This is a genomic window from Pseudomonas sp. FDAARGOS_380 (assembly GCF_002591235.1).
Taxonomy (GTDB): Bacteria; Pseudomonadota; Gammaproteobacteria; order Pseudomonadales; family Pseudomonadaceae; genus Aquipseudomonas; species Aquipseudomonas salmasensis.
The window spans coordinates 1,336,723-1,353,543 of sequence record NZ_CP023969.1; the positions used below are offsets into that span (position 1 = coordinate 1,336,723).

Annotated in this window: 20 protein-coding genes; 17 read left to right on the forward strand and 3 right to left on the reverse strand. The window is 60.8% G+C overall.

The window, feature by feature from the left end; genetic code table 11:
* From CRN80_RS06385 to CRN80_RS06420, 8 genes are all read left to right on the forward strand, one after another.
* On the forward strand, positions 1-702 hold the full coding sequence (locus CRN80_RS06385; protein ID WP_003187899.1) for an SPOR domain-containing protein: 702 nt from the start codon (positions 1-3) through the stop codon (positions 700-702).
* Positions 703-922: 220 nt separating this feature from the next.
* Positions 923-1,453, forward strand: a complete 531-nt coding sequence (hslV, locus tag CRN80_RS06390) for an ATP-dependent protease subunit HslV (RefSeq protein ID WP_003171209.1) — start codon at positions 923-925, stop codon at positions 1,451-1,453.
* Between the two features lie 37 nt (positions 1,454-1,490).
* Entirely contained in the window at positions 1,491-2,828 is a 1,338-nt protein-coding gene (gene hslU, locus CRN80_RS06395; protein WP_003171208.1) for an ATP-dependent protease ATPase subunit HslU, read from the forward strand.
* A 149-nt stretch (positions 2,829-2,977) separates the two neighbouring features.
* Positions 2,978-3,355, forward strand: a complete 378-nt coding sequence (locus CRN80_RS06400; RefSeq protein WP_032893968.1) for a gamma-butyrobetaine hydroxylase-like domain-containing protein — start codon at positions 2,978-2,980, stop codon at positions 3,353-3,355.
* A gap of 249 nt (positions 3,356-3,604) precedes the next feature.
* Positions 3,605-5,284: a class II poly(R)-hydroxyalkanoic acid synthase gene (gene phaC, locus CRN80_RS06405; protein WP_098949782.1), complete on the forward strand. Its 1,680-nt coding sequence runs from the start codon at positions 3,605-3,607 to the stop codon at positions 5,282-5,284.
* A 165-nt stretch (positions 5,285-5,449) separates the two neighbouring features.
* Positions 5,450-6,295 carry a poly(3-hydroxyalkanoate) depolymerase gene (phaZ, locus tag CRN80_RS06410; RefSeq protein WP_003171205.1) on the forward strand — a complete coding sequence of 282 codons (846 nt, stop codon included), beginning with the start codon at positions 5,450-5,452 and terminating at the stop codon, positions 6,293-6,295.
* 90 nt (positions 6,296-6,385) lie between these two features.
* Entirely contained in the window at positions 6,386-8,068 is a 1,683-nt protein-coding gene (phaC, locus tag CRN80_RS06415; protein ID WP_047712391.1) for a class II poly(R)-hydroxyalkanoic acid synthase, read from the forward strand.
* A gap of 28 nt (positions 8,069-8,096) precedes the next feature.
* Positions 8,097-8,717 carry a TetR/AcrR family transcriptional regulator gene (locus CRN80_RS06420; RefSeq protein WP_098949783.1) on the forward strand — a complete coding sequence of 207 codons (621 nt, stop codon included), beginning with the start codon at positions 8,097-8,099 and terminating at the stop codon, positions 8,715-8,717.
* Positions 8,718-8,904: 187 nt separating this feature from the next.
* Here CRN80_RS06420 and CRN80_RS06425 read toward each other — a convergent pair whose 3' ends face one another.
* The 3 genes from CRN80_RS06425 to CRN80_RS06435 form a co-directional block, all read right to left on the reverse strand.
* Positions 8,905-9,840 carry a phasin family protein gene (locus CRN80_RS06425; protein ID WP_098949784.1) on the reverse strand — a complete coding sequence of 312 codons (936 nt, stop codon included), beginning with the start codon at positions 9,838-9,840 and terminating at the stop codon, positions 8,905-8,907.
* Positions 9,841-9,852: 12 nt separating this feature from the next.
* Entirely contained in the window at positions 9,853-10,275 is a 423-nt protein-coding gene (locus CRN80_RS06430) for a phasin family protein (protein WP_098949785.1), read from the reverse strand.
* A 104-nt stretch (positions 10,276-10,379) separates the two neighbouring features.
* On the reverse strand, positions 10,380-10,655 hold the full coding sequence (locus tag CRN80_RS06435) for a polyhydroxyalkanoic acid system family protein (RefSeq protein ID WP_032893975.1): 276 nt from the start codon (positions 10,653-10,655) through the stop codon (positions 10,380-10,382).
* A 145-nt stretch (positions 10,656-10,800) separates the two neighbouring features.
* Here CRN80_RS06435 and ubiE point away from each other — a divergent pair, with 145 nt between their 5' ends.
* The 9 genes from ubiE to CRN80_RS06480 are packed head-to-tail and all read left to right on the forward strand — an operon-like array spanning position 10,801 to position 16,779.
* The gene (gene ubiE / locus CRN80_RS06440) at positions 10,801-11,571 is read left to right on the forward strand and encodes a bifunctional demethylmenaquinone methyltransferase/2-methoxy-6-polyprenyl-1,4-benzoquinol methylase UbiE (RefSeq protein WP_003171186.1); all 771 of its coding nucleotides are present in this window, start codon (positions 10,801-10,803) and stop codon (positions 11,569-11,571) included.
* Positions 11,571-12,194, forward strand: coding sequence for an SCP2 domain-containing protein (locus CRN80_RS06445; RefSeq protein ID WP_098949786.1), 624 nt, complete (start codon positions 11,571-11,573; stop codon positions 12,192-12,194). The genes ubiE and CRN80_RS06445 overlap by 1 nt, the downstream gene beginning before the upstream one ends.
* On the forward strand, positions 12,191-13,795 hold the full coding sequence (gene ubiB / locus CRN80_RS06450; protein WP_098949787.1) for a ubiquinone biosynthesis regulatory protein kinase UbiB: 1,605 nt from the start codon (positions 12,191-12,193) through the stop codon (positions 13,793-13,795). The genes CRN80_RS06445 and ubiB overlap by 4 nt, the downstream gene beginning before the upstream one ends.
* A gap of 41 nt (positions 13,796-13,836) precedes the next feature.
* Positions 13,837-14,229, forward strand: coding sequence for a phosphoribosyl-AMP cyclohydrolase (hisI, locus tag CRN80_RS06455; protein ID WP_032893977.1), 393 nt, complete (start codon positions 13,837-13,839; stop codon positions 14,227-14,229).
* A 2-nt stretch (positions 14,230-14,231) separates the two neighbouring features.
* On the forward strand, positions 14,232-14,564 hold the full coding sequence (locus tag CRN80_RS06460; RefSeq protein ID WP_003187881.1) for a phosphoribosyl-ATP diphosphatase: 333 nt from the start codon (positions 14,232-14,234) through the stop codon (positions 14,562-14,564).
* A 26-nt stretch (positions 14,565-14,590) separates the two neighbouring features.
* Positions 14,591-14,869: a twin-arginine translocase TatA/TatE family subunit gene (locus CRN80_RS06465; protein ID WP_003187877.1), complete on the forward strand. Its 279-nt coding sequence runs from the start codon at positions 14,591-14,593 to the stop codon at positions 14,867-14,869.
* A gap of 10 nt (positions 14,870-14,879) precedes the next feature.
* Positions 14,880-15,287 carry a Sec-independent protein translocase protein TatB gene (tatB, locus tag CRN80_RS06470; protein ID WP_003187876.1) on the forward strand — a complete coding sequence of 136 codons (408 nt, stop codon included), beginning with the start codon at positions 14,880-14,882 and terminating at the stop codon, positions 15,285-15,287.
* The gene (gene tatC / locus CRN80_RS06475) at positions 15,284-16,075 is read left to right on the forward strand and encodes a twin-arginine translocase subunit TatC (protein ID WP_034125559.1); all 792 of its coding nucleotides are present in this window, start codon (positions 15,284-15,286) and stop codon (positions 16,073-16,075) included. Before tatB ends, tatC begins: the two co-directional genes overlap by 4 nt.
* Complete coding sequence (locus tag CRN80_RS06480; RefSeq protein WP_098949788.1) at positions 16,072-16,779, forward strand: 16S rRNA (uracil(1498)-N(3))-methyltransferase; 708 nt, start codon at positions 16,072-16,074, stop codon at positions 16,777-16,779. Before tatC ends, CRN80_RS06480 begins: the two co-directional genes overlap by 4 nt.
* Positions 16,780-16,821 lie beyond the last annotated feature (42 nt).

The window sequence follows — 16,821 nt, forward strand, 5'->3', positions numbered from 1 at the left end:
TTGGCTGCCAAGAAAAAACCTGCACCCAAGCGCGGCGCCAGCCGCTACCAGGCCCCGGCGAAGCAACCGATTCCGGGTTGGCTGTGGATGGCCATCGGCCTTACGGTCGGCGCATTTATCGTGTTTCTGATGAAGCTGGAGCCCGGCCAGGGCGATGACGTCAAGCGCGTCAAACAGGAGCAGCAAAAAGCCACGAAAATCGCCGAAGCCAACAAGACCGCGCCGAGCCCGACTGCACCGGTAAAGCCCAAGTACGACTTCTACACGCTGCTGCCGGAATCGGAAGTGATCGTGCCGCCTGACGCCGTGCCGGAAAAAACCCTGCCGACGCCACAAGTGCCAACCACGCCGGTAACCCCAGCAGAAGCGGCGAAAATCGATACCGCCCGCGCCCAGGCCGCGCTGGCCGGCATCACGCCGCCGCCAGCACCGCCAGTGGCAGCCACCAAGGCCGCGCCGGTGACCAAGTTCTTCCTGCAAGCGGGTTCGTTCCCGAAACAGGCGGATGCGGACCGTGTACGTGCGCAGATCATTCTGTTGGGCCAGTCGGTATCGGTTGAGTCTGGCACGGTGAAGGACGCGACCTGGTATCGCGTATTGGTGGGGCCGTTCAGCAACCGTGAACAGCTGACCGTGGCGCAAAAGCAATTGGCCGGCGCAGGGTTTAGCAACCTGTTGTTACAACAACGCCAGAGCCGCTGACGCATACCCACTGATCGTTCCCACGCTCCGCGTGGGAACGTGTCCCTTGACGCTCTGCGTCACAGAGCAGGCGCAGAGCGCCCAAGGCGGCATTACCACGCGGAGCGTGGGAACGATCACCACTCGTCCGCCCTGCCTTCCTACGGTTGAAATCCCCCTCGCCACCCCCATATGAGTTTCCATCAGGGCATTTTCGCCCCGCTGCGTGGAGACTCTCCCCTTGACCACCATCGTTTCAGTACGTCGCCACGGCAAAGTTGTCATGGGCGGCGACGGCCAGGTTTCCCTGGGCAACACCGTGATGAAAGGCAACGCCAAGAAAGTGCGCCGCCTGTACCACGGCCAGGTGCTTGCCGGCTTCGCAGGCGCTACCGCCGACGCCTTTACCCTGTTCGAGCGTTTCGAAGGCCAGCTTGAGAAACACCAGGGCCACTTGGTGCGCGCCGCTGTGGAACTCGCCAAAGAATGGCGCACCGACCGCTCCCTCAGCCGCCTGGAGGCCATGCTCGCGGTTGCGAACAAAGACGCTTCCCTGATCATCACCGGCAACGGCGACGTGGTTGAACCCGAGCATGGCCTGATCGCCATGGGTTCCGGCGGCGGCTACGCCCAGGCTGCGGCCAGCGCGCTGCTGAAGAAAACCGACCTGTCGGCCCGTGAAATCGTCGAGACCGCCTTGGGTATCGCTGGCGATATCTGCGTGTTCACCAACCACAACCAGACCATTGAGGAGCAGGACCTCGCCGAATAAGCCCTGGGCTTATTCAGGCTTGAGGCCGCCAAACACTATGTCCATGACTCCCCGCGAAATCGTCCATGAACTCAACCGCCATATCATCGGCCAGGACGATGCCAAGCGCGCCGTTGCCATTGCGCTGCGTAACCGCTGGCGCCGGATGCAACTGCCGGAAGAACTGCGCGTTGAAGTAACGCCCAAGAACATCCTGATGATCGGCCCCACCGGCGTCGGTAAAACCGAGATCGCCCGGCGCCTGGCCAAACTGGCCAATGCCCCGTTCATCAAGGTCGAAGCGACCAAGTTCACCGAAGTCGGCTATGTGGGCCGCGATGTCGAGTCGATCATTCGTGACCTGGCTGACGCCGCCCTGAAGATGCTGCGCGAACAGGAAGTGACCAAGGTCAGCCACCGCGCCGAAGACGCCGCTGAAGAGCGCATCCTCGACGCCCTGTTGCCACCGGCACGCATGGGTTTCAACGAAGACGCCGCACCTTCGTCGGATTCCAACACCCGTCAGCTATTCCGCAAGCGCCTGCGCGAAGGCCAGCTGGATGACAAGGAAATCGAGATCGAAGTGGCTGAAGTGTCCGGCGTGGATATCTCTGCCCCGCCTGGCATGGAAGAAATGACCAGCCAGTTGCAGAACCTGTTCGCCAACATGGGCAAGGGCAAGAAGAAAAGCCGCAAGCTCAAGGTCAAAGAAGCGCTCAAGCTGGTGCGCGACGAAGAAGCCGGGCGCCTGGTCAATGAGGAAGAACTCAAGGCCAAGGCCCTGGAAGCGGTCGAGCAACATGGCATCGTGTTTATCGACGAGATCGACAAAGTGGCCAAGCGCGGCAACTCCGGCGGCGTGGATGTGTCCCGTGAAGGCGTGCAGCGCGATTTGCTGCCGCTGATCGAGGGCTGCACGGTCAACACCAAGCTGGGCATGGTCAAGACTGACCACATCCTGTTTATCGCCTCCGGTGCCTTCCACCTGAGCAAGCCCAGCGACCTGGTGCCCGAGCTGCAAGGCCGTTTGCCGATTCGGGTGGAGCTCAAGGCGCTGACGCCGGGCGACTTCGAGCGCATCCTCAGCGAGCCGCATGCCTCGCTCACCGAGCAGTACCGCGAGCTGCTGAAAACCGAAGGGCTGGGTATCGAATTCCAGGCAGACGGCATCAAGCGCCTGGCGGAGATCGCCTGGCAGGTCAACGAGAAGACCGAGAACATCGGTGCCCGTCGCCTGCATACCTTGCTTGAGCGCCTGCTGGAGGAAGTGTCTTTCAGCGCCGGCGACATGGCCGGTGCGCAGAATGGCGAAGCGATCAAAATCGATGCTGATTACGTCAACAGCCACCTGGGCGAATTGGCGCAGAACGAAGATCTGTCTCGTTATATCCTGTAAGCCTTAACGCGCAACCGCGTTGCTTCAATGTGGGAGCGGGCTTGCTCGCGAAGGCGGTATATCAGTACCAGATGTGCTGGCTGACACACCGCCTTCGCGAGCAAGCCCGCTCCCACAGGTTGAAGCCGGTTCCTTCAGGATTATCTCCAATGGCCAAGTTTCCGACTGCTGTAAACCTGCACAAAACCTCCAACACCCTCGGCCTGACCTACGGGCCGGATGAAACCTATCAGTTGCCCGCCGAATTCCTGCGGGTGCACTCGCCTTCCGCCGAGGTCCAGGGCCACGGCAAACCCATCCTGCAATTCGGCAAGCTCAACGTCCGGTTGATCAAGCTGGAACCCGCCGGCCAGTACGCACTGAAATTGACCTTCGACGATGGTCATGACAGCGGACTGTTCACCTGGGACTACCTCTATCAGTTGGCCGTACGTCAGGACGCTTTGTGGGCCGACTACCTGGCTGAGCTCAAAGCCGCTGGAAAAACCCGCGATCCGAGTGAGTCGGTCGTGCGGCTGATGCTCTAGCCCAAGGGTCTTGCTGTTTAGAGCGCATTTTCTAATTTCATCTGCTTGAATGCCCTGTCGCGTGGCCAACGATTGGCCCGCTTGCGAAAAAAAATAAACTCGGGTAACCAATGGAGCTGGCAAGTTCCCTGCATTTGACGATGCGGTATCAACGGTCACCCGAGTCGCAGTACCAGGCTGGTGTCGTGTATCGAAATTGGGTGCGCAGCAATCGCCGGTACTCGTCTTTCGGACAATGGAGCGTCGTAGATGAGTAACAAGAATAACGATGACTTGAAACGCCAGGCCTCGGAAAACACCCTGGGGTTGAACCCGATCATCGCGTTACGCAAAAAGGATTTATTGGCCTCGGCCAAGATGGTGCTGACCCAAGCCATCAAGCAACCGTTGCACAGCGTCAAGCACGTCGCCCACTTTGGCGTTGAATTGAAGAACGTGATGTTTGGCAAGTCCCCCCTGGTGCCCGAAGGCGACGACCGTCGCTTCAACGACCCGGCCTGGAGCCAGAACCCGCTCTACAAACGTTATTTGCAGACTTACCTGGCGTGGCGCAAAGAACTTCACGACTGGATCGACGACAGCAACCTGTCGGCACAAGACATCAGCCGCGGCCATTTCGTGATCAACCTGATGACCGAAGCCATGGCCCCCACCAACAGCGCGGCCAACCCGGCAGCGGTCAAACGCTTCTTTGAAACCGGCGGCAAAAGCCTGCTCGACGGCCTGTCACACCTGGCCAAAGACATGGTGCATAACGGCGGTATGCCCAGCCAGGTCAACATGGGCGCCTTTGAAGTCGGCAAGACCCTGGGCACCAGCGAAGGCGCGGTGGTGTTTCGCAATGACGTACTGGAGCTGATCCAGTACAAGCCCATCACCGAACAGGTACACGAACGCCCGCTGCTGGTGGTGCCGCCGCAGATCAACAAATTCTACGTCTTCGACCTGTGCCCGGATAAAAGCCTGGCGCGCTTCTGCCTGCGCAATGGCCAGCAGACCTTTATCGTCAGTTGGCGCAACCCCACCAAGGCCCAGCGCGAATGGGGGCTGTCCACCTATATCGAGGCGCTGAAGGAAGCGGTGGATGTGGTCACGGCGATTACCGGCAGCAAAGACGTGAATATGCTCGGCGCCTGCTCCGGCGGCATCACCTGCACGGCGCTGTTGGGCCACTACGCGGCGCTGGGGCAGAAGAAGGTCAACGCCCTGACCCTGCTGGTGAGCGTGCTGGATACCACTCTGGACACCCAGGTGGCGCTGTTTGTGGATGAGCAGACCCTGGAAGCGGCCAAGCGCCACTCTTACCAGGCCGGCGTACTGGAAGGCCGCGACATGGCCAAGGTCTTTGCCTGGATGCGCCCCAACGACCTGATCTGGAACTATTGGGTCAACAACTACCTGCTGGGCAACGAGCCGCCGGTGTTCGACATCCTGTTCTGGAACAACGACACCACCCGCTTGCCGGCGGCGTTCCATGGCGACCTGATCGAACTGTTCAAGAACAACCCATTGGTACGCCCCAACGCTCTGGAAGTGTGCGGCACGCCTATCGACCTCAAGCAGGTCACCGCCGATATCTACTCCTTGGCCGGCACCAACGACCACATCACGCCGTGGCAGTCCTGCTACAAGTCAGCGCAGTTGTTCGGTGGCAAGGTCGAGTTTGTGCTGTCCAGCAGTGGGCATATCCAGAGCATCCTCAACCCGCCGGGCAACCCCAAGGCGCGCTACCAGACCAGCGAGGGCCTGGCCGGCAGTGCGCTGGAGTGGCAGGAGAATGCGACCAAGCACACTGACTCGTGGTGGCTGCATTGGCAGGTGTGGCAGGCGGAACGGGCAGGGAAACTGAAAAAAGCCCCGACGACATTAGGCAATAAAACCTATGCCGCCGCCGAAGCGGCGCCGGGTACCTATGTACATGAACGCTAGGCATTTTTTGTAATTGAAATGAGATCAATGTGGGAGCTGGCTTGCCTGCGATAGCGATGGGCCTGCTAACTAATCGCTGACTGACAGAATGCAATCGCAGGCAAGCCAGCTCCCACACTGACCGAGTTCCTACAGTCCAATAGCACCATTTCACAGGGCTTGAGCATGCCGCAACCGTTCATCTTCCGTACCATCGACCTGGATGGCCAGACCATCCGCACGGCGGTGCGCCCGGGCAAGCCGCACTTGACCCCGCTGCTGATCTTCAACGGCATCGGCGCCAACCTTGAGCTGGTGTTTCCGTTCGTCCAGGCCCTGGACCCGGACCTGGAAGTGATCGCTTTCGACGTGCCCGGCGTGGGCGGTTCCTCGACGCCGAACCGGCCCTACCGCTTTCCCGGCCTGGCCAAGCTCACCGCGCGCATGCTCGATTACCTGGACTACGGCCAAGTGAACGCCGTGGGCGTGTCCTGGGGCGGAGCGCTGGCCCAGCAATTTGCCTATGACTATCCCGAGCGCTGCAAGAAATTGATCCTGGCGGCCACGGCGGCCGGGGCATTCATGGTGCCGGGCAAACCGAAAGTCTTGTGGCTGATGGCAAGCCCCAGGCGTTATATCCAACCGTCCCACGTGGTGCGCATTGCACCGATGATTTATGGCGGCTCGTTCCGCCGTGATTCCAAACTGGCCGCCGAGCACGCGAGCAAAGTGCGCTCGGCCGGCAAGCTAGGCTACTACTGGCAGCTGTTCGCGGGGCTGGGCTGGACCAGCATTCACTGGCTGCACAAGATCCGCCAGCCCACCCTGGTGCTGGCCGGGGACGATGACCCGCTGATCCCGCTGGTCAACATGCGCATGCTCGCCTGGCGCATCCCCAATGCACAGTTGCACATCATCGATGATGGCCACCTGTTCCTGATCACCCGGGCCGAAGCCGTGGCGCCGATCATCATGAAGTTTCTGGAGGAGGAGCGCCTGCGCGCCGTGATACATCCGCGACCGGCGGTGTGAAGGAACACACCACCGCGCAACTTGCCAGGAACCGACTATGGTTCTGGATTGGCGTGCCTGCTTGATGTCTTGACGAAGGAGTGTTGGCTCATGCGAGAAAGACCCGTGACGAACCCGGCGCCCACCCCCGCTACGTTCATCAACGCACAAAATGCGATCACCGGCCTGCGTGGCCGGGACTTGCTGTCGACCCTGCGTACCGTGGCCGCGCATGGCCTGCGCAACCCGGTGCACACCGCCCGCCACGCCCTGGCGCTGGGCGGCCAGCTGGGCCGCGTGCTGCTGGGTGAGACCGTGCACGAACCCAACCCCAGGGACCATCGCTTCAGCGACCCCACCTGGAAGCTCAACCCGCTGTACCGGCGCAGCTTGCAAGCCTATCTGAGCTGGCAAAAACAGACACGGCAGTGGATCGATGACAGCGCCCTCAGTGACGATGATCGCGCCCGCGCGCAGTTCGCCTTCGCCCTGCTCAACGATGCCGTGTCCCCTTCCAACACCCTGCTCAACCCGCTGGCGATCAAGGAGTTGCTCAACTCCGGCGGCAACAGCGTAGTGCGCGGCGTAAGTAATTTGTTCGAAGACCTGCTGCACAACAACGGTTTGCCGCGCCAGGTCAGCAAGCACGCCTTTGAAGTGGGCAAGACCGTGGCGACCACGCCCGGTTCGGTGGTGTTTCGCAATGAGCTGCTGGAGCTGATCCAATACAAGCCCATGAGCGAAAAACAGTACGCCAAGCCACTGCTGGTGGTGCCGCCGCAAATCAACAAGTACTACATTTTCGACCTGAGCCCGGCCAACAGCTTTGTGCAATACGCGCTCAAAAACGGCCTGCAGACCTTTATGGTCAGCTGGCGTAACCCGGACGTGCGGCATCGCGAATGGGGCCTGTCCACCTACGTGGCGGCGCTGGAAGAAGCGCTCAACGTATGCCGGGCCATCACCGGCGCCCGCGAGGTCAACCTGATGGGCGCCTGCGCCGGCGGCCTGACCATCGCCGCGCTGCAAGGCCACCTGCAAGCCAAGCGCCAGCTGCGGCGCATCTCCAGCGCCAGTTACCTGGTGAGCCTGCTGGACAGCCAGATCGACAGCCCCGCGACGTTATTCGCCGATGAACAAACCCTGGAAGCCGCCAAGCGCCGCTCCTACCAGCAAGGCGTGCTGGACGGTCGCGACATGGCCAAGGTGTTTGCCTGGATGCGCCCCAACGACCTGATCTGGAACTACTGGATCAACAACTACCTGCTGGGCAAGGAACCGCCAGCGTTCGACATCCTGTATTGGAACAACGACAACACGCGCCTGCCCGCGGCCTTGCACGGCGATCTGCTGGATTTTTTCAAGCACAACCCCCTGAGCCATCCCGGTGGGCTGGAGGTATGCGGCACGCCCATCGACTTGCGCAAGGTGGCGGTGGACAGCTTCAGCGTGGCCGGCATCAACGACCACATCACCCCGTGGGATGCGGTGTACCGCTCCACGCAACTGCTGGGCGGCGAGCGGCGCTTTGTGCTGTCCAACAGCGGGCATATCCAGAGCATCCTCAACCCACCGGGCAACCCCAAGGCCAACTACGTCGAGAACCCCAAGCTGAGCAGCGACCCGCGCGCCTGGTATTACGACGCCCAGCACGTCGAAGGCAGTTGGTGGCCGCAGTGGCTGGAGTGGGTGCAAAAACGCTCCGGTGTACAACGCGAAACCCTCACCGCCCTGGGCAACCAGAATTACCCACCGATGGAAGCGGCGCCGGGCACTTACGTGCGGGTGCGCTGAGCTCAGCGATCAACATTAAGAAGACTGGATGAAGACCCGCGACCGTATCCTTGAATGTGCCTTGCAGTTGTTCAACCAAAAGGGCGAACCGAACGTGTCGACCATGGAGGTGGCCAATGAAATGGGGATCAGCCCCGGCAACCTCTACTACCACTTCCACGGCAAGGAGCCCTTGGTGCTCGGGCTGTTCGAGCGTTTTCAGTGTGAGCTGGCGCCACTGCTGGACCCTCCCGCCGATGCGCAACTGGAGGCCGAGGATTACTGGCTGTTCCTGCACCTGATTGTCGAGCGCATGGCCCACTACCGGTTCCTGTTCCAGGACCTGTCGAACCTGGCCGGGCGCTTGCCTAAGCTGGCCAAGGGGATCCGTCACTTGCTCACGGCGCTCAAGCGCACATTGGCGTCATTGCTCGCGCGGTTGAAGGCGGCTGGGCAACTGGTCAGTGATACCCAGGCGTTGGGGCAACTGGTGGAGCAGATCACCCTGACTTTGCTGTTTTCGTTGGATTACCAGCGGATTCTGGACCGTGAAGGCGAGGTGCGGGTGGTGGTGTACCAGATCATGATGCTGGTGGCGCCGCATCTGCTGCCGACGGCGCGGCAGGCGACCGAGCGGTTCGCCTTGAAGTACCTGGATGACACGGATTAAACATGTAGGAGCGAGCTTGCTCGCGAAAAACGTCAACGATAACGGGGGCTTCCTGAATAAACGCGGCGTCTTTGAGTTTTTCGCGAGCAAGCTCGCTCCTACAAAATTGGGCCATGCGGCGTTTTTCAGGTTTGCATAAAAAACGCCCGATCTTCGCAGACCGGGCGTTTTTTGTGTCCCGTAGAAATCAGGACTGACTGGATGGCGTCGGGGTGGCCGGCGCTGTAGTCGGGGTAGCTGCCGCGTGCGTCGGTGCGGACACCGAATTGGCGGTAGAAGCAGCCGGTGCTGGCGCCGTGGCTGGCTTGGCCGCCGCGGCGGGCTTGGCGGCTGCCGGTTTTTTCGCTACCGCAGGCTTTTTGGCCGCGGCAGGTTTGGCCGCTGGTTTCGCAGCGGCGGGCTTGGCAGCCGGTTTAGCAGCAGCGGTTTTAGCCGCAGGTTTGGCAGCCGGTTTCGCCGCAGGTTTGGCGGCGGCTTTAGCGGCCACTGGCTTAGCGGCAGGCTTGGTAGCCGGTTTGGCCGCAGCGGTTTTAGCCGCTGGCTTGGCCGCAGGTTTTGCAGCAGCTTTGGCTGGCGCTTTTGCAGCAGGTTTTGCAGCCGGCTTGGCGGCAGCTTTAACCAGAGGCTTGGCGGCAGTTTTGGCGGCGGGTTTTGCGGCGGCGGTTTTAGCTGCTGGTTTGGCCGCCGGTTTTGCTGCAGGCTTGGCTGCGGCGGTCTTGGCGGGAGCCGCTTTGGCGCCGGTGAGTTTTTCGATTTGCTTGGTCAAGGTATCGACCTTGCTGTGCAGCGCTTTCAACTCAGCCTTGCTCGGTACACCCAGTCGCGAAATAGCACTGTTGAGGCGTTTGTCGAAAGTCTCTTCCAACTTGCCCCAGGTATCCGAAATGCTCGACTTGGCGGAACCCGCGCTCGCCTTGGCAGCGTCGACTTTTTTACCAACCGTGCTCTTGGTCAACTTCTCGGCTTTCTCGCCGTCTTTAACCAGGGTCTCGAAGAGTTTGCTGCCGTCACTGTCGATCTTCGAGTACACGCCTAAACCAGCGAGCCAGATTTTGCGGGAATATTCTTCAACTTTCCCGACCCACGAGCTGCCTTCTTTCTGAGTAGTCTTTTTAACAGCCATCCCGATGTCTCCTTAGTGTTTACGCGCGACACGTTCGAGCAATGCCGTCAGCTCTTCGAGCTTAGCAGAGAGTGTCTCCACGTCATGTTTAGACGCAATGCCGATCCGATTCAAGGCACTGGCGACACGAGTATCAAAAGCTTTTTCAACTTTATCCAGTTGAACTTCAACCAGGCCTTTGACGCCGGAGACGTTACTCTTTACTTGGTCAATCTGACTGTTGGCCGCATCAAGTTGTTCAACTACAACTTTTTTACCTTTACTTTCAACACGTTGACCGCTTCTAACGAGTTCCTTGAAGTACTCGCCGCCCTCGCTGCCGACCTTGGCGTAGGCACCAAGACCCGCCAGCCAGATCTTGCGGGCATAGCTTTTAACCTCACTCAGAGGGGTGGTCTGAACGTCGTTTTTTTTCTTCAAAATAACTTTGGCCATGGTGCACCTCACACAGAATTGGGTGGCGGACAGCCCGCATGAGTTGAGGGCTTGGGCACAAAGTAGGGTTTAAAATTAGAATCGGCACCCTAAGCACAGCCGTATCAGGCCAGGGCCTTATCCAGGGCTTTTTCGATTTCGGACTTGATCGTGCCACTCATGGCCGACATCAACAGGCCAAGTTCCACATCAATGCGCAGCGAATCATCGGCCACCCACACCGTGCCTTTAACCCCCGAGCGCTTGAGCTTCAGGGTGTCGCCAGCCCATGAAGACTCCACGCCATATTTATCCTCGAGTTTGCGCGCCAATTGCTCAGCCTTGGCCCGCGCCTGTTCTTTTCCCAGGGTATGTTCACGCTCAACGGTAATACGGGCCATTGCAATGACTCCTCTTTATAACGACTCAGAACACCCGCCATGCGGCAAAAGGTCTCGATGAGCGCCTATCTTACCTGCAGCCTTGCCAAGACAAAGCAGGCCTTGGGGATTATCATGTCCCGCATTCTCTTTTGGTGACAGCGATATGACTGATCAGCGCAAAGGCAGCGATGCCGAACCCACCACTCACTTCGGCTTCAAGAACGTCCCGGAAAGCCAAAAGGCGGAAAAAGTCGCTGAGGTGTTCCACTCCGTGGCAGCCAAGTACGACCTGATGAACGATGTGCTCTCCGGCGGCATGCACCGCCTGTGGAAGCGCTTCACCATCGAGTTGTCGGGCGTACGCACCGGCAACCGGGTGCTGGACATCGCCGGTGGCACCGGCGATCTGGCGGCCAAGTTCTCCAAGTTGGTTGGCCCGACCGGCCAGGTGGTATTGGCCGATATCAACGGCTCGATGCTCAAGGTTGGCCGCGACCGCCTGCTCGACAAAGGCGTGGCCGGCAATATCGAATTCGTCCAGGCCGACGCTGAAAAGCTGCCGTTCCCCGACAACCATTTCGACTGCGTGACCATCGCCTTCGGCCTGCGTAACGTGACCCACAAGGAAGACGCGATCCGCTCGATGCTGCGCGTGCTCAAGCCGGGTGGCCGCCTGCTGGTGCTGGAGTTCTCCAAGCCGACCAACGCGCTGATGTCCAAGGTCTACGACACGTACTCCTTCGCCTTCATGCCGTTGATGGGCAAGTTGATCACCAACGATGCCGAGAGCTACCGCTACCTGGCCGAGTCGATCCGCATGCACCCGGACCAGGAAACCCTGAAATCGATGATGGTGGAGGCCGGTTTCGACCGCGTGACCTACCACAACATGACGTCCGGCATCGTCGCCCTGCACCGCGGCATCAAGCCCTGATGCTGCTGCAAGCTCTTCTCGCCAGCGTCGAGCACGGCCTCAACCGTGTACTGCGCCTGGACAGCACCGCCCTGGCGCGGCTCGCGCACCTGACCGGCAAAGTCATCGCCGTCGACTGCCGCAGCCCCGCCTTGCAGCTGTTTATCCTGCCCAGCGATGAAGGCCTGCTGCTCGCCACCCAATGGGCCGCTGAAGCCGATTGCACCTTGCGTGCGCCGGCCTCCAGCCTGTTGCACCTGGCGCTGAGCCGCAACAAGACTGCCATCCTCCACAGCCCCGAGGTGGAACTGGAAGGCGACAGCGCGGTGCTGATGGACCTGGCCGCCGTGCTGCAAGACCTGGAGCTGGACTGGGAATACGAACTGTCGCGCTGGATCGGCCCCGTCGCCACCCAGTTGATCAGCGGGCACCTGCGCAGCCGCTCGCGCTGGTACCAGCAAGGGTTCGCCAGCCTCAACCAGAACCTTGCCGAATACCTGAGCGAAGAATCGCGCACCCTGGTCGGGCAACGGGAAGCGCAAGCGCGCTTTCGCGAGCTCGACAAGGCCAAAATCGACCTGGAACGCCTCGAGGCCCGCTTCGAGCGCTTGAGCCGTTCCCTTGATCCAAGCGATAACGCATGAAGCTGCTCGCCGTCCGCCGTTTGTTTCGTATCCAGCGCGTCGTAATCCGCTACCGTCTCGATGACCTGCTGTTTGCCCTGCCCTTGCCGTGGTTTTTGCTGGCGGTGCGTTATGTGCTGCCGTGGCGCTGGTTGCCGCGCAAGCTGTCGCCGTTGAGCCGTGGTGCCAGCCTGCGCCTGGCGTTGCAGGACTTGGGGCCTATCTTCATCAAGTTCGGGCAGATCCTCTCCACCCGCCGCGACCTGTTGCCCGAAGACATTGCTGACGAGCTGATGCTGCTGCAAGACCGCGTGCCGCCGTTCGATTCGCAGCAGTCGATGGCGCTGATCGAAGAACAGCTGGGCCAGAAGATCAGCGAGGTGTTCAGCCGCTTCGACGTCGAGCCCCTGGCCTCGGCATCAGTTGCGCAAGTGCATGCCGCGCAACTCAAGACCGGCGAAGAAGTGGTGGTAAAAGTCATTCGCCCGGGCCTCAAGCCGATCATCGGCCAGGACCTGGCGTGGCTGTTTGTCCTCGCCCGCGCGGCCGAACGCTTCTCGGCCGATGCGCGCCTGCTGCACCCGGTGGATGTGGTCGCCGACTACGAAAAAACCATCTACGACGAACTCGACCTGTTGCGCGAAGCGGCCAACGCCAGCCAATTGCGACGCAACTTCGAAGGCTCGCAACTGCTGTACGTGCCGCAGGTGTATTGGGACTGGTGCCGGCCCAAAGTGCTGGTGATGGAGCGTATCTACGGCGTGCAGGTCACCGACCTTGCGACCCTGGCCGACCAGCGCACCGACATGAAGATGCTGGCCGAGCGCGGTGTGGAGATTTTCTTCACCCAGGTGTTCCGCGACAGTTTCTTCCACGCCGACATGCACCCGGGCAATATCTTCGTCAGCACCGTTAACCCGTGGAGCCCGCAATACATCGCCATCGACTGCGGCATCGTCGGCAGCCTCACCCCCGAAGACCAGGATTACCTGGCGCGCAACCTGTTTGCCTTCTTCAAGCGCGACTACCGTCGTGTGGCGCAGTTGCACATTGATTCGGGTTGGGTGCCGGCGGAAACCAAACTCAATGAATTCGAAGCGGCGATCCGCACGGTGTGTGAGCCGATCTTTGAAAAACCGTTAAAAGATATTTCCTTCGGCCAGGTGCTGATGCGCCTGTTCCAGACCGCGCGGCGCTTCAATATGGAAGTGCAGCCGCAACTGGTGCTGTTGCAAAAAACCCTGCTGAACATCGAAGGCCTGGGCCGCCAGCTGTACCCGGACCTCGATTTGTGGAACACCGCACAACCCTTCCTGGAACGCTGGATGCGCGAGCGCATGAGCCCCAAAACCATGCTGGGCAACCTGCACAGCCAGTTCGAACAGCTGCCGCACCTGGCCAACATGACCCGCGACCTGCTGGAGCGCATGTCCCAGCCCCACGCCAAGGACCCTGAGCCACCGTGGCGCAAGCGCAAGGACGATTGGTTCCTGCGCCTGCTCGGCGCCGCGCACCTGGTGGGCGGGGTGATGCTGGCGATCGGTGGGCCATTGAACCAACTGGGCCACTGGCCAGCCGGCATTATGGTCGCCGTGGGTGTTTATCTGATCGTGCGTCGATAGCCAATCCGGTTATACACTGTCGCAAATTGCCGGAGCCGAACATGAAAGACTGGCTGGATGAGATCAAATGGGACAGTGACGGCCTGGTGCCGGCCATTGCCCAGGACTACAAGACCGGGCGCGTGCTGATGATGGCCTGGATGAACCGCGAGGCCCTGAGCCTCACCGCCGCCGAGCAGCGCGCCATCTACTGGTCACGTTCGCGTGGCAAACTGTGGCGCAAGGGCGAAGAGTCCGGGCACGTGCAAACCCTGCACGAGCTGCGCCTGGACTGCGATGCCGACGTGGTGATCCTCAAGGTCGAACAGATCGGCGGCATCGCCTGCCACACTGGCCGCCACAGTTGCTTCTATCGCGTGTTCGAGAATGGCGAATGGAAGATTGTGGAGCCGGTGCTCAAAGACCCGCACGCCATCTACCCAGCAGGACACTGAACATGAGCGATACCCTGAACCGTGTGGCCCAGGTGCTGGAAGACCGCAAAGGCGCGGACGCCGACAGCTCCTACGTCGCCAGCCTGTACCACAAGGGTCTGAACAAGATTCTGGAAAAACTCGGCGAAGAATCCGTCGAGACCATCATTGCGGCCAAGGACGCGCAAATCAGCGGTGATTACAGCGATGTAATCTATGAGACCGCAGACTTGTGGTTCCATAGCCTGGTGATGCTCGCCCAACTGGGGCAGCACCCGCAGGCCGTGCTGGATGAACTGGACCGTCGCTTCGGCTTGTCCGGGCACGCCGAGAAGGCCTCGCGCCCGTCCGCCTGAATAACTAAGACTTGAGGATTTGAAGCATGGGCATTTTTGACTGGAAACACTGGATCGTCATTCTGGTGGTGGTGGTATTGGTGTTCGGTACCAAGAAACTCAAGAACCTGGGCACCGATGTGGGCGAGTCGATCAAGGGCTTTCGCAAAGCCATGAACGATGATGAAAAGCCAGCCGAGCCAAGCGCCAACCCGGTGCCACCGGCCCAGCCTGTTCACCCGCAGGCCACCCAGCCGATCACCGAGCGCCGTACCTTCGACGTGCAGGCTGAAAAGGTCCAAGAGCCGACCCGCAAAGACTCGTGAGCACTGACTAATGTTTGGTATCAGCTTCTCTGAACTGCTGCTCGTCGGCCTGGTGGCCTTGCTGGTACTGGGGCCGGAACGCCTGCCCGGTGCCGCACGCACCGCCGGCTTGTGGATCGGGCGCCTAAAACGCAGTTTCAACGCGATCAAACAGGAAGTTGAACGGGAAATCGGTGCCGACGAAATCCGTCGGCAATTGCACAACGAACATATCCTCTCGTTGGAGCAGGAAGCCCGCAAGATTCTTTCCCCGGTGCAAGAGCCGGCCAAGCCGGTAACGCCGGTGGCCGAGCACAGCATCGCGCCAGCCCCTGTGGCCGACGCCGCACCGGCAGCGCCCGCCCCTACAACGCCTGCGCCGACGCCCGTTGCGTCGCCCGCGCCCCATGACCCTACATTGCCGCCGCGAGCCCCATGAGCGCTGATAAACCGGAAAACGACCAGCACATGCCGCTGGTCTCGCACCTCACCGAGCTGCGTACCCGCCTGCTGCGTTGCGTGGCGGCGATCTTCATCATCTTTGCCGGGCTGTTCGCCTTTACCCAGCAGATCTACACCTTCGTCTCGACGCCCCTGCGCCAGTACCTGCCGGCCGGCGCGACGATGATTGCCACCGATGTGTCGTCGCCGTTCCTGACGCCGTTGAAGCTGACCATGATGGTCTCGCTGTTCCTGGCGATCCCGGTGATCCTGCATCAGATCTGGGGCTTTATCGCGCCGGGCCTGTACAAGCACGAGAAGCGCATCGCCGTGCCATTGCTGGTGTCGAGCATCCTGCTGTTCTACACCGGCATGGCCTTCGCCTACTTCCTGGTGTTCCCGCTGATCTTCAAGTTCTTTGCCGCTGCCACCCCAGCCGGCGTGGAAATGATGACCGATATCACCAGCTACCTCGATTTCGTGATGACGCTGTTCTTCGCTTTCGGCGTGGCATTCGAAATCCCGGTGGCGGTGGTGTTGCTGGTGTGGATCGGCGTGGTCGACGTCAAGTACCTGAAGAAGATCCGCCCGTACGTGATCATCGGCTGCTTCGTGGTTGGCATGATCCTCACACCGCCGGACATCTTCTCCCAGACCTTGTTGGCGGTGCCGATGTGGATGCTGTTCGAAGTGGGCATCCTGTTCAGCGGCTTGATCAGCAAGCGCGGCGAACACCCGGATGACGCGCCTGCCGACGACGACCAGCCACCAGCGACCCAGCCGTGAACCTGCTGCTGCTCGAAGAGGCCGACTTTATCGCGGCCGACCGCGTGGTGCTGCGTGATCGGCGCCTGGTGCATATGCAGGAGGTTCACCGCGCCGCCGTCGGTGACACCCTGCGCGTGGGCCGCATTGGCGGGCTGATGGGCAATGCCCAACTGCTGCGCCTGGAAGCCGCCGAAGCCGAACTGCAAGTGAGCTTCGACCAGCCGCCGCCGAGCAAACTGCCCGTGACCTTGCTGCTGGCCCTGCCCCGCCCGAAGATGCTGCGCCGGGTGCTGCAAACAGTGGCGGCCATGGGCGTGCCCAAGGTGGTACTGGTCAACAGCTACCGGGTGGAAAAAAGCTTCTGGCAAACCCCGTTCCTGGAGCCTGAAGCGGTGCGCGAGCAACTGATCCTCGGCCTGGAGCAAGCGCGGGACACGGTGCTGCCCGAGATCATTATCGAGAAACGCTTCAAGCCGTTTGTCGAAGACCGGCTGCCGGCCATGGCGACTGGCACCCTGGGCCTGATCGGCCATCCGGGCGATTACCCGGCTTGCCCCCGAGCCCTGGAAGAACCGGTGACCCTGGCGATCGGCCCGGAAGGCGGCTGGATTCCCTATGAAGTGGACCTGCTGGCCAAGGCCGGTTTGCAGCCGGTGCAGTTGGGTGCACGTATTTTGCGCGTCGAAACCGCCGTAACCGCCCTGCTCGCCCGCCTGTTCTAACCCCCCGACTGATCGTTCCCACGCTCTGCGTGGGAATGATCA

Bases quoted from the DNA above. Each gene is read 5' to 3' on its own strand.
- CRN80_RS06420 (WP_098949783.1), top strand. From the start codon at position 8,097: ATGAAGACCCGCGACCGTATCCTTGAATGTGCCTTGCAGTTGTTCAAC.
- CRN80_RS06465 (WP_003187877.1), top strand. From the start codon at position 14,591: ATGGGCATTTTTGACTGGAAACACTGGATCGTCATTCTGGTGGTGGTG.
- CRN80_RS06435 (WP_032893975.1), bottom strand. From the start codon at position 10,655: ATGGCCCGTATTACCGTTGAGCGTGAACATACCCTGGGAAAAGAACAG.
- CRN80_RS06430 (WP_098949785.1), bottom strand. From the start codon at position 10,275: ATGGCCAAAGTTATTTTGAAGAAAAAAAACGACGTTCAGACCACCCCT.
- hslU (WP_003171208.1), top strand. From the start codon at position 1,491: ATGTCCATGACTCCCCGCGAAATCGTCCATGAACTCAACCGCCATATC.
- CRN80_RS06445 (WP_098949786.1), top strand. From the start codon at position 11,571: ATGCTGCTGCAAGCTCTTCTCGCCAGCGTCGAGCACGGCCTCAACCGT.
- tatC (WP_034125559.1), top strand. From the start codon at position 15,284: ATGAGCGCTGATAAACCGGAAAACGACCAGCACATGCCGCTGGTCTCG.
- CRN80_RS06425 (WP_098949784.1), bottom strand. From the start codon at position 9,840: ATGGCTGTTAAAAAGACTACTCAGAAAGAAGGCAGCTCGTGGGTCGGG.
- CRN80_RS06400 (WP_032893968.1), top strand. From the start codon at position 2,978: ATGGCCAAGTTTCCGACTGCTGTAAACCTGCACAAAACCTCCAACACC.
- hisI (WP_032893977.1), top strand. From the start codon at position 13,837: ATGAAAGACTGGCTGGATGAGATCAAATGGGACAGTGACGGCCTGGTG.
- phaC (WP_047712391.1), top strand. From the start codon at position 6,386: ATGCGAGAAAGACCCGTGACGAACCCGGCGCCCACCCCCGCTACGTTC.
- ubiB (WP_098949787.1), top strand. From the start codon at position 12,191: ATGAAGCTGCTCGCCGTCCGCCGTTTGTTTCGTATCCAGCGCGTCGTA.
- CRN80_RS06460 (WP_003187881.1), top strand. From the start codon at position 14,232: ATGAGCGATACCCTGAACCGTGTGGCCCAGGTGCTGGAAGACCGCAAA.
- phaZ (WP_003171205.1), top strand. From the start codon at position 5,450: ATGCCGCAACCGTTCATCTTCCGTACCATCGACCTGGATGGCCAGACC.
- tatB (WP_003187876.1), top strand. From the start codon at position 14,880: ATGTTTGGTATCAGCTTCTCTGAACTGCTGCTCGTCGGCCTGGTGGCC.
- ubiE (WP_003171186.1), top strand. From the start codon at position 10,801: ATGACTGATCAGCGCAAAGGCAGCGATGCCGAACCCACCACTCACTTC.
- phaC (WP_098949782.1), top strand. From the start codon at position 3,605: ATGAGTAACAAGAATAACGATGACTTGAAACGCCAGGCCTCGGAAAAC.